Annotated in this window: 11 protein-coding genes and 1 pseudogene; 10 read left to right on the top strand and 2 right to left on the bottom strand. The window is 33.8% G+C overall.

Annotated features, from left to right (window positions below):
- The first annotated feature begins 256 nt into the window (after positions 1 to 256).
- The 7 genes from A9G42_RS05845 (at position 257) to A9G42_RS05815 (ending at position 6,728) form a co-directional block, all read left to right on the top strand.
- Positions 257 to 976, top strand: a complete 720-nt coding sequence (locus A9G42_RS05845) for an epoxyqueuosine reductase QueH (protein ID WP_065587958.1) — start codon at positions 257 to 259, stop codon at positions 974 to 976.
- A gap of 152 nt (positions 977 to 1,128) precedes the next feature.
- On the top strand, positions 1,129 to 1,746 hold the full coding sequence (locus A9G42_RS05840) for a CDP-alcohol phosphatidyltransferase family protein (protein ID WP_065652918.1): 618 nt from the start codon (positions 1,129 to 1,131) through the stop codon (positions 1,744 to 1,746).
- A gap of 3 nt (positions 1,747 to 1,749) precedes the next feature.
- Positions 1,750 to 3,507 (top strand): bifunctional alpha/beta hydrolase/class I SAM-dependent methyltransferase, encoded by a 1,758-nt coding sequence (locus A9G42_RS05835; RefSeq protein ID WP_065652917.1) that lies wholly within the window; start codon positions 1,750 to 1,752, stop codon positions 3,505 to 3,507.
- A gap of 6 nt (positions 3,508 to 3,513) precedes the next feature.
- Positions 3,514 to 4,836: a phosphatase PAP2/dual specificity phosphatase family protein gene (locus tag A9G42_RS05830; protein ID WP_065652916.1), complete on the top strand. Its 1,323-nt coding sequence runs from the start codon at positions 3,514 to 3,516 to the stop codon at positions 4,834 to 4,836.
- A 2-nt stretch (positions 4,837 to 4,838) separates the two neighbouring features.
- Entirely contained in the window at positions 4,839 to 5,324 is a 486-nt protein-coding gene (locus A9G42_RS05825; protein ID WP_065652915.1) for a hypothetical protein, read from the top strand.
- Between the two features lie 65 nt (positions 5,325 to 5,389).
- A complete protein-coding gene (locus A9G42_RS05820) occupies positions 5,390 to 6,328 on the top strand; it encodes a phosphatidate cytidylyltransferase (RefSeq protein ID WP_065652914.1) in 939 nt (312 codons plus the stop codon).
- A gap of 136 nt (positions 6,329 to 6,464) precedes the next feature.
- The gene (locus tag A9G42_RS05815) at positions 6,465 to 6,728 is read left to right on the top strand and encodes an HPr family phosphocarrier protein (RefSeq protein WP_065652913.1); all 264 of its coding nucleotides are present in this window, start codon (positions 6,465 to 6,467) and stop codon (positions 6,726 to 6,728) included.
- Between the two features lie 120 nt (positions 6,729 to 6,848).
- Here A9G42_RS05815 and A9G42_RS05810 read toward each other — a convergent pair whose 3' ends face one another.
- Positions 6,849 to 8,210 carry an APC family permease gene (locus A9G42_RS05810; protein WP_065642980.1) on the bottom strand — a complete coding sequence of 454 codons (1,362 nt, stop codon included), beginning with the start codon at positions 8,208 to 8,210 and terminating at the stop codon, positions 6,849 to 6,851.
- A gap of 365 nt (positions 8,211 to 8,575) precedes the next feature.
- Between A9G42_RS05810 and A9G42_RS05805 the strand changes: the two genes are divergently transcribed.
- Positions 8,576 to 9,010 (top strand): PTS sugar transporter subunit IIA, encoded by a 435-nt coding sequence (locus A9G42_RS05805; RefSeq protein WP_065652912.1) that lies wholly within the window; start codon positions 8,576 to 8,578, stop codon positions 9,008 to 9,010.
- A complete protein-coding gene (locus A9G42_RS05800; protein WP_065652911.1) occupies positions 9,003 to 9,488 on the top strand; it encodes a PTS fructose transporter subunit IIB in 486 nt (161 codons plus the stop codon). Before A9G42_RS05805 ends, A9G42_RS05800 begins: the two co-directional genes overlap by 8 nt.
- A 4-nt stretch (positions 9,489 to 9,492) precedes the next feature.
- On the opposite strand, the gene A9G42_RS14720 is transcribed toward A9G42_RS05800, so the two are convergent.
- The gene (locus A9G42_RS14720) at positions 9,493 to 9,600 is read right to left on the bottom strand and encodes an integrase core domain-containing protein (RefSeq protein WP_081303672.1); all 108 of its coding nucleotides are present in this window, start codon (positions 9,598 to 9,600) and stop codon (positions 9,493 to 9,495) included.
- A 65-nt stretch (positions 9,601 to 9,665) separates the two neighbouring features.
- Here A9G42_RS14720 and A9G42_RS13295 point away from each other — a divergent pair.
- A pseudogene (locus tag A9G42_RS13295) lies at positions 9,666 to 10,511 on the top strand (integrase core domain-containing protein).
- Positions 10,512 to 10,589: the final 78 nt, after the last annotated feature.

Below are 10,589 nucleotides of genomic sequence, written 5' to 3'. Positions count from 1 at the left end.
TTTTTATTATATTTTGTAAAAAATATTCAGTTTTCTATACCATTTGGTTATTTACAAATGATCTATTATTGCAATTTTTTTAAATTAAATTATTTGTGGTCATATCAATTAATTTGTTTTTTAGCAAAATCTTTTAAGTAAATTATACATTTCAATATGAAGATTTAAGTATTGATCTTGTGTCGCAGCATATATATCTATATCATAGCGCGCCATAAAGACTTTATTCATCAAAATAATAAATAAAAGAGTCCTCATGTTAATCAATGCTAAAAATATTCTAGAAAAATTAAATCCACATAATAAAGTAAATTACGATTCTGTATTAAAAGAGGTGATAGCTCATTGGCAATCTAAATCGGTGCGGCCTAAATTATTGATTCATAGTTGCTGTGCACCTTGTAGTACCTATGTTTTAGAGTATTTAGCCCAGTATGCGGATATTACCATTTATTTTGCAAATTCAAATATTCATCCTCGAATTGAATATGAGCATCGTAGTATGGTTCAACAAAAATTTATTGCTGATTTTAATCAAAAAACAGGTAATAATGTGCAATTTTTAGAAGCACCTTACCAGCCAGCGGAATTTATTAAGAAAGTTAGCCATTTACGTGATGCTCCAGAAGGTGGCGAGCGTTGTCATATTTGTTACAAAATGCGTTTAGACTTAGCAGCGATTAAAGCCCAAGAATTGGGGTTCGATTATTTTGCTAGTGCATTAACGCTTAGCCCTAAAAAAAATAGTCAAAAAATTAATGATCTTGGATTTGAAATTCAAGAGCTTTTTTCAGTAAATTATCTTCCTTCTGATTTTAAAAAGAATAATGGTTATAAGCGTTCGGTTGAACTTTGCAAAGAGTATGATGTATATCGGCAATGTTATTGTGGTTGCATTTTTGCTGCCAAAGCGCAAGGTGTTGATTTAAAAAATGTGATAGCTATCGCTAAGCAAGGATTAGAAAAGGGGATTTAGCTATTTGATTAGATTATTAAAAATAAACTGAAAGTATGATTAGTTCATTAAAGCCCATATGGCTAAATTGAATTAATCATTATATAGTCACAATATTATGGTATAGTTTATAAAAATTAATCGTAGTTATGCATTTATAATAAGGATTAGTCGTGTTGTCGATTTATCAATTAAAACCTAAATTCCAAGCATTTCTTCGACCTTATGCCGATTATCTTTATAGTGCCAATATAACCGCTAATCAGGTAACACTAATGGCGGGTTTTGGATCAATTTTAATCGCTTTTATTGTTGGTCGATTTGCTGCTTATCAATGGATTTTTGGTCTTATTCCAATATGGATGTTTATCCGTATGGCGCTTAATGCTATTGACGGTATGTTAGCAAGAGAATATAACCAAAAATCAAATTTAGGGGCTTATTTGAATGAGATGTGTGATGTGGTTTCGGATTGTGCGTTGCTATTAATCTTTACACAAATAAATCAAGTCGAAACCAGTTTGGTGATAGCCATTGTTTTGTTATCATTTTTAACGGAGTATGTTGGCGTGTTAGGTCTGATGGTTGGTTGTTCACGACGTTATGATGGACCAATGGGTAAAAGTGATCGTGCTTTTGCGTTTAGTCTAATTAGTTTGGGGATTGCTACCTATTTATTGCCACTTGATTGGCTCAATATACTATTGTTGCTTATTACCTTTTTGCTATTAATTACTGTGATTAATAGAGTCAGAAAGGGATTACAAGAATCAAAAAATAACAAGGTATAAGTTATGCGTGAACAGCAAGAAAAAACATTTATTAGCCATGATGGCTGTCAATTATTTTACCGTTATTGGCCAGCAGTTGATAGTGACAGCAATGCTAAACCTTCGAGAGCAATTGTTCTTTTTCATCGTGGTCATGAACACTCTGGTCGAGTTGCTCATCTAGCTGATGAGTTAAATCTATCCGATTATCAGATTTTTGCTTGGGATGCGAGAGGTAATGGGCAATCCGAGGGTGAACGTGGTGATGCTCCTAATTTTGCGACTTTAATTAAAGATGCAAACTGTTTTATTGAGCATATTATGCATGAGTATGATATATGCCAAGAAGATATTGCTATTATAGCCCAAAGTGTGGGGGCGGTTATCGCTTCAGCATGGGTACATGATTATGTGCCAAATATTCGTGCTTTAGTACTTGGTTCGCCAGCTTTTGACATAAAATTATATGTACCATTAGCTGTGCCAGGTTTAAAATTACTGTATAACTTGAAAGGTAACTTTTTTGTTAATAGTTATGTAAAACCTAAATTGCTGACACATGATGCTGAGCGAGCACAATCTTTCACAGAAGATCCATTAATAACACGACCAATATCAGTACGCTTACTTTTGGATTTATATGCAGTGTCCGATCGCATTGTTAAAGATGCAAATGCGATAACGGTACCAACACAGTTATTAGTTTCTGGTTCAGATTATGTCGTTAAGCGTAAACAACAAAAACTGTTTTACAATAATTTAGGTACAGAACAAAAAGAATTTCATATATTACCTGGGTTTTATCATGATACTTTTGGTGAAAAAGATCGTAAATTAGCAATTGATTATGCAAGACGATTTATTATTGGTTGTTTTGCTAATCAACCATGCGTGCCATTATTAACCAATGCTGATTTAATGGGATACACAAGGCAAGAGGCTGATAATTTAATATTGCCGCCATCAGGTTGGATTAAGCCTTTATATTGGCGATTTATTAAAGCTAATTTAAAATATGCTAGCAAACTCTCAGACGGGATCAAATTAGGATTTGATACTGGATTTGATTCGGGCAGCACACTTGATTATGTTTATCGTAATGAACCATCTGGAACATCAAAATTAGGACGTTTTTTTGATTATATCTATCTTCAATCGATTGGTTGGCGAGGCATTCGGCAACGTAAAGAACATCTTGAAGAACTATTAAAATTAGCTATCAATAAATTACACGAACAGAACCATTCTGTGAATATTGTTGATATAGCAGCAGGGCACGGGCGTTATATTTTAGAAACGGTTAATCAAATTGCCAACAAACCTAATTCTGTATTATTACGAGATTACAGCGATATTAATGTACAAAAAGGCAGAGCATTAATAGAAGAAAAAGGCTTAACGGCTATAGCGCGTTTTGAAAAAGGAGACGCCTTTAATCGACAGCAATTAGCCCAATTGTCACCTAATCCCACATTAGCTGTGGTTTCGGGATTATATGAGCTATTTAGTGATAATCAGATATTACGTGATTCTTTAGCTGGGCTCGCTAAGTCTATTCCTGAAGGAGGATATTTAATTTATACCAATCAGCCATGGCATCCACAGCTAGAGTTTATTGCAAGAGCTTTAACATCTCATCGAGATGGAAAGCCATGGATTATGCGCAGGCGTACGCAACTGGAAATGGATCAATTGGTTGCATCGGCTGGTTTTAGAAAAATAACCATGCGTATTGATCAATGGGGCATTTTTACTGTATCACTTGCACAACGAATGAAATAATTAGTCATGACTAGCGTAACATGGCGGTTTAATAAGCTGATTACTTATAAATTAATATGGTTAATAAGTTTGACCATGTTCTTTTTTACTAGCTATAATTTTGCAAACTGGTTTACTTCTACACGTAACGATGTCGGAAGTATCGTTTTTGAATGGGAAAGATCAATTCCTTTATGGCCTTGGTCTATCATACCTTATTGGTCGATAGACTGTATGTATGGGCTTGCAATTTTGCTGGCTAGTTCTTATCGAACACTAAAAATTCTCTGTTTTCGTCTTTTATCTGCTCAGATTATTTGCATAGCTTGCTTTTTGATCTTTCCGCTAAAGTATTCTTTTGAGCGCCCTGTATTAGATGGATTATCGGGGCTATTATTTGATATTTTAATGGGATTTGATAAACCTTTTAATCAAGCACCATCGCTTCATATTCCCTTATTGGTTATTTTATGGCAATTTTACGCCCGTTATTTTCGAGGAATATGGCGCTATATTTTGCATATTTGGTGTTTATTGATCGGTTTATCAGTATTAACCACTTGGCAACATCATTTCTTTGACATCCCAACTGGGCTTTGGGTAGGGTGCTTTTGTGTTTGGTTATGGCCAGACAATCATTTATCGCCAATAACAAACGATCAATTACCTAAACAATATGTGTGGGGTAGCGCCTATTTTTTACTGTTTTTATTGTCGTTTTGTTCTGCTATCTACTTTTTTTCTTGGGCATTATGGTTATTATGGGTTTCAGGTGCATTTTTATTGGTTTCCCTCAATTATTTATTATTTGGCGCAGCAGGATTTCAAAAACAGACTAATGGCCACTTTAATTTAGCTGTTACTATTTTATACTTGCCTTATTTTATTATTATGTGGGTTAATTCACGATTATGGACATTTGAAAATAATCCAACGGATTTGATTATTGATAATGTTTATTTAGGTCGTATACCGTCTAATAAGACATTACAAGCCAATCAGTTTACTTCGATTGTAGATCTTTGTGCTGAATTACCAATAGCCCAATTTAATGGCCATTATAAATTGATTCCAGTATTGGATATGACACCACTTACCATTGAAGAGTGTCAACAAGCGGCCGAAACTATTGAAAAGTATCATAAGCAGGGCAAATTATTAGTCTGTTGTGCGTTGGGGTATTCACGCAGTGCTACGGCTATTATTGCTTGGTTATTAATGACCCAAAGAGTAACCAGCTTAAATGAGGCTATAGCTACAGTAAAATTATATCGTCATAGCGTGGTTATTACGGCTAAACAACAATTAATTTTGTTGAATTGGTATTCAAAAATAACAAGAAGAAAATAAATATGTTAAATCATGATGATGCAGGAATAACAACAAAAACAGCAAAAGTTAGTCAAACATCGTTGGTGACATTTTGCAGTATACTCTCTATCAGTTTACCTATCGGTATATTTTCGTTACTATTAACCATTACCGCCTTACTTTTTGCGTTGATAACAAGTGGAATGATTAATAGCAGTTTATTACCAACTATTTTTTATTTTCTGGCCTTTATTATGGGAATAGTTGGTATTTATTATGCATTACGGATCAAATTTGACAAAAAGTTATTTGATTATTTAGCTACCAGCAATGAATGCTTAATCAATACACTTATTGATTTAGATAATGCATTAATGGACTTTCATTTAATTAAATCTAAGCCATTAGCAACACGAACTATTACCGAGCGCCAACAAGGAACCTTAAAGCTATTTAAACAACAAATTATTGCGCTAGTAATACAAATCATGTTGTTAATAGGCGCATGGGTTAGTGGCCTTATCTAATTATGTTAACAAGCGTTTAGCTAAAATGTACCGTCATATTAAACAAGTAATAAAGGAAAACAACAATGTCTAATTATCAAAAAGATACTTTATTATTGTTTATTGGTATCGGTATTTTACTTGTGATGGCTTCTATTATTGGTTGGTTATTAAAAAAACGGCTGAATAGCCCTAATAAAGTCATCGATAACCTGAATACTCGCATCAATGCATGGTGGGTAATGGTGGCAATTATTGGTATGGCTTTTTTAATAGGAAAATTAGCTGTTATTTTTTTATTCTTTGTCGCATCTGGCATTGCATTACGCGAATTTCTCAGTTTAACTCCTGTTAATCGTTATGATTTTTATGTCTTGATATTTGCTTATTGTATCGCTTTACCCGTGCAATATATTTTAGTGGCTATATCATGGTATGGATTGTTTAGTATTTTTATTCCTGTTTATGGTTTTTTATTATTAGCGATATTGGCAACAATAACTGGCTCAACAGATAATTTTTTAGCACGAACCGCTGAAGTGCAATGGGGGGTAATGATTACGGTTTATAGTATTTCTTGCGTACCAGCACTATTAACATTACCTATTGATAATTATCAAGATCGTAACCTTTTGTTAATTGCTTATTTAGTATTAGTTGTTGAACTTTCTGATGTATTGCAATATGTATTTGGTAAATTGTTTGGCAAACGCAAAATTAGCCCGAATTTATCACCATCTAAAACTATGGAAGGATTTATTGGTGGAATATTATCAGCAAGCTTACTAGGTGCTTGCTTATTTTGGATAACCCCTTTTAGCTTTATACAAGCTGGTTTAATTTCACTTATGCTTACGTTACTAGGCTTTCTAGGGGGATTAGTTATGTCAGCCATTAAGCGTGATAGAGGTGTAAAAGATTGGGGAAAGCTAATCGGTGGTCATGGTGGTGTGCTTGATCGTCTTGATTCTGTCTGTTTTACTGCACCTATCTTTTTTCACGTTATGCGCTATTTTTGGGTATAACCTTATGTTAACTGTAGATAACCAAGCAGTTTAGATAAATTAAAAAATATACACGTAAAAAAAGAGCAAAACAGTTTAATTTATGATATAAATACAAGTATTGTATTAACATTAAGATAGAAATAAGGACTTTATTATGCTAAAAGAGCAAATGGTAGTTAAAAATTCAACGGGCTTACATGCTCGCCCAGTTACAACACTCGTTAAATTAGCCGGTCGCTATAAATCATCAATTGAACTTGTTTATAATGACAAAGCAATTAAATTGAAAAGTATGATGGGATTACTTGGTGCTGGTGTTAAAGGTGGCTCAACCATTGAAATCATTTGTGATGGTGAAGATGAACAAGCAGCAATGGATGAAATTCGTGAATTATTTGCTACTGGTTTTGGTGAGTAATTAACTGAGTTAATCAGGTTAATACCAAATACTTCATTATTCCGTCGACTTTAGTCGACGGAATCATTTTTAAAAAAGACGTAACTAAACTTTTAAGTAGACCTATTTAAAAAGATTAAATTAATCTTTAATGATTGAATTCAATTCATTAGGATCAATTGATGGTAATAATTTAGTAAAACCTCGGGTTAGATAAATTAAATAAATAAACCCGATAGCTAACCAAACTAATCCAACAATCATAGCTGTAGCATCAAGGCTTGTCCATAACCACAAAGAAAGTAGAACTCCAATACTTGGTAATAACCCATATTTAAATAGTACAGCGGCTGTTTTTGTCTTGATGTCACTTAAATAGCTTTTAATTACACACAAATTAACAAAAGTAAATGCAACTAAAGCGCCAAAACTAATCATAGAAACAACTAAACTAAGCTCTAATACTAATGATAGTAATGAAAAACAAGCAACAAAGATAATTGATAAATAAGGCGTTCTAAAACGTGGATGAATTCTATAAAAGATCTGTTTTGGTAACACACCTTCACGCCCCATTGCATAAAAAATTCTAGAGACACTGGTTTGTGCTGTCATTGCTGAGGCGAAAACACCAGTTAAATAGGCCGCTTGAAAGAAGTTATACATAAAGTTTCCACCTAGTTGGCTCATATCACCAACACGGCGAACGACATCTAAACTTGCAGTATCTTTATTATCTATAAAATCAGTCCATTCAGGATAAGCTAAATGCGCACAATACGAAACAATTAAGAATATGCAACCAGCAATAAGAACTGTCCATATAATGGCTCTTGGTAGCGATTTTTGTGCATCATTAGACTCTTCAGCTAAAGTGGCAATGGCGTCAAAGCCTAAGAAAGCAAGGCATAATATTGCTGCTCCTGACATCAAGCCGCTAAAATCACCAGCATTGACTTGTAAAGGTTTTATCATTGCTTCTGGCGTTAAATTAATATTAGTCAATGTTAAAAAGATAAATAACCCAATAAATATCATTTGTACGATAATTAAGGTGAAATTTACTGAATTAATTAATTTAATCCCTAGGTAATTTAAAAAACTAACACTAAGCAATGATGCCAGTACAAATACATGGGCGGGAATGCTTGGAAACGCTTCGTTAAGATAAATACCAAGTACCAAATAATTTAATATTGGTAAAAACAAATAATCAAGAATTTGTGCCCAACCCACCAAAAATCCAACTTTTCCACCAAAAGTACGTTGTACATAGGAATAAGCAGAACCAGCAATGGGCAATTTATTTGCCATTCGGCAATAGCTCAAGGCTGTAAAAAAGATCATTGCAAGGGTAATGATATAGGCTATAGGTAAGTGTCCATTGCTGGCAACAGTGACTTCCCCATAAGTGGTAAAGATCCCCAAAGGAACCATATAAGCTAAACCAAATGCAATTAATGCAGGTGTGGTTAAAACTCGTTTCATTTTTATTGCGGACATGATTAACTTTACTCCTCTGTCCCAAAAAACAATAAAAAACTACTAAGTATAGTTTTGCCTTTTTACCCGCTGAAAGCGGCAAGGAATTCTGCCACATTATAATAATTATGCAAGCTAATTTTTAGTAAAAATTATTAAAGCGTGTAGATTATAAGCTTTAAACCATGTCACTAGTTATTTTAGGTTAATTAAATTCAAATTGCTTGGTTAAAGCTTAAGTTTCAATTTTCATATTTGTGATCGATATCTAATATTTGCTAGGCAAAATCCATGTGAGTGTATATAAATTATTGTATATTAAATTTACAGTATAGAGCGAAAACTAAGCCATTGCGGAAACCTATTATCAAAAAGAGGATCTATCTATGTTATCCATTCCTGTTTTATCGGTTGATTTAACTCGTGATATTGTCAATCAAAAATCAGCAGTGATTAATTTAATGGCTGAAACTAGCCAAGCATATTTAACTGATGTCAAAACCTTTTTTGAAGATGTAATGATTCATGAACAAGAAATGGAAACGGATGTGTTGCCAGATGTCGCTTTACCTCACGCTAAAAGCATTGCGGTTAAAATGCCCTTTATAGTTGTTGGAAAATATATCGATGGCATTATTTGGAATAATGGCAACAAAGTAAAATTAGTCATTTTGATTGGTGCACCAGAAAATGCTAATAAAGAACACTTAGTCATTATTGCTAAATTAGCATCCAATCTAGCTGATGATGATTTTATTCAAGATTTACTTAAAATTGATATTCAATCTGTAGCAAATAAGATTCGAGGTCTATATGAATAAAAAGAAGATTGTTGCAATTTGTGCTTGTACAGCAGGCATGGCACATACTTATATTGCTAAACAAAAAATTGAAAATGAAGCGAAGAAGCGTGGCTGGGATTATAAAGTTGAAACTCAAGGTGCGGCAGGTATTGAAAATTCATTAACAGAACAAGATCTTAAACTGGCTGATGTCATTATATTAGCCTCTGATATTTCAATTGAAAATGCCGATAGGCTTGAACCGTATAAAAACATTATTAAAGTTAGTACGGGTGAAGCGGTTAAAAATACTGCCCATATTTTTGATAATGTCGAAATAATGTCAACAAAAGTTGTTAAAGATAGCATTGGAACTGAAATATTTAGAGCATTAAATACCGGTATTAGCAAATTTTTACCTGTAATTATCGCATCAGGAATCATTTTCTCTATTGTATTAATGGCTGGTGATGTGACTAATTGTAAATACCCCAAACTTAGTACACAACTCACGTAGAAAATCATGCTGCTTGTTTTAGTGTTTTATACTCAATCGGTGTCATGTTATTTAATGCCTCATGCGGTCTTTCGGTGTTATAAATCGTTAACCATTCTTCAGTTGTAACTATCCCCTAAAATAGCACAGCCAAAAAGTAGAAAATTCTCTATGATAAAAGTAAAAGGGGATTTAATTATGAAAAAAATGACTGAACATCAAATCGTCGCTATTTTAAAAGAAGCAGAGGCAGGTGTACCCGTTAAAGAGTTGTGCCGTACATATGGCATGGATAATTCAACTTTCTATAAATGGCGAGAAAAATACGGCGGAATGGAAACGTCGGATATCAAACGCTTAAAGGAGCTTGAGGATGAAAACCGCAAGCTTAAGCAGATGTTTGCCGAACTGAGCTTAAAATTCCAGCTTCAGGAAGAAATCATAAAAAAGCTTTAGTGCCAACAAAGGTACGTAAAACGTGGGCGCAGCAACTACAACAAAATCATTCAGTTACTATTGCTATGAGTTGTGCCATTGTTGGTTTAAGCCGTTGTGCTTACTATTACCAACCTAAGTTTCAGGATGATTCCGTGATTATTTCGGTGTTGAATACTATCACAGACCGGCATTTACGCTGGGGCTTTCCTAAATGTTTTAATCGTATCAGAAAGCTCGGCTATCAATGGAATCATAAACGGGTATATCGGGTGTATTGTGAATTAAAGCTTAATCTCAGGGTAAAGCGTAAAAAACGCATTCCTCCACGATGTCCGGAAAGGTTATTAGTCCCCAATAAACAAGGTGAATGTTGGTCAATGGATTTTATGAGTGATAGAACCCGGTAGCCCTTATCAAAATGGCTATATTGAACGATTTAATCGTACCTATCGTACTGAAGTACTCGATTTATATCTTTTTAACAACTTAGCGCAAGCAAGGAGAATAACTGAAGAATGGTTAACGATTTATAACACCGAAAGACCGCATGAGGCATTAAATAACATGACACCGATTGAGTATAAAACACTAAAACAAGCAGCATGATTTTCTACGTGAGTTGTGTAATAAGTTTGGGGTATTTACATTTACAATGCGTAAACAACATAGGAAAATCCAGCAGAT

Source organism: Gilliamella sp. Nev6-6 (assembly GCF_001690605.1).
Lineage (GTDB): Bacteria > Pseudomonadota > Gammaproteobacteria > Enterobacterales > Orbaceae > Gilliamella > Gilliamella apicola_C.
This window is presented reverse-complemented; position numbering and strand designations above follow the sequence as displayed.

What these genes read in the sequence shown, in the direction of transcription:
- A9G42_RS05845 (WP_065587958.1), top strand. Translation starts at nt 257, where the DNA reads ATGTTAATCAATGCTAAAAATATTCTAGAAAAATTAAATCCACATAAT.
- A9G42_RS05825 (WP_065652915.1), top strand. Translation starts at nt 4,839, where the DNA reads ATGTTAAATCATGATGATGCAGGAATAACAACAAAAACAGCAAAAGTT.
- A9G42_RS05800 (WP_065652911.1), top strand. Translation starts at nt 9,003, where the DNA reads ATGAATAAAAAGAAGATTGTTGCAATTTGTGCTTGTACAGCAGGCATG.
- A9G42_RS05835 (WP_065652917.1), top strand. Translation starts at nt 1,750, where the DNA reads ATGCGTGAACAGCAAGAAAAAACATTTATTAGCCATGATGGCTGTCAA.
- A9G42_RS05805 (WP_065652912.1), top strand. Translation starts at nt 8,576, where the DNA reads ATGTTATCCATTCCTGTTTTATCGGTTGATTTAACTCGTGATATTGTC.
- A9G42_RS05830 (WP_065652916.1), top strand. Translation starts at nt 3,514, where the DNA reads ATGACTAGCGTAACATGGCGGTTTAATAAGCTGATTACTTATAAATTA.
- A9G42_RS05815 (WP_065652913.1), top strand. Translation starts at nt 6,465, where the DNA reads ATGCTAAAAGAGCAAATGGTAGTTAAAAATTCAACGGGCTTACATGCT.
- A9G42_RS05820 (WP_065652914.1), top strand. Translation starts at nt 5,390, where the DNA reads ATGTCTAATTATCAAAAAGATACTTTATTATTGTTTATTGGTATCGGT.
- A9G42_RS05810 (WP_065642980.1), bottom strand. Translation starts at nt 8,210, where the DNA reads ATGTCCGCAATAAAAATGAAACGAGTTTTAACCACACCTGCATTAATT.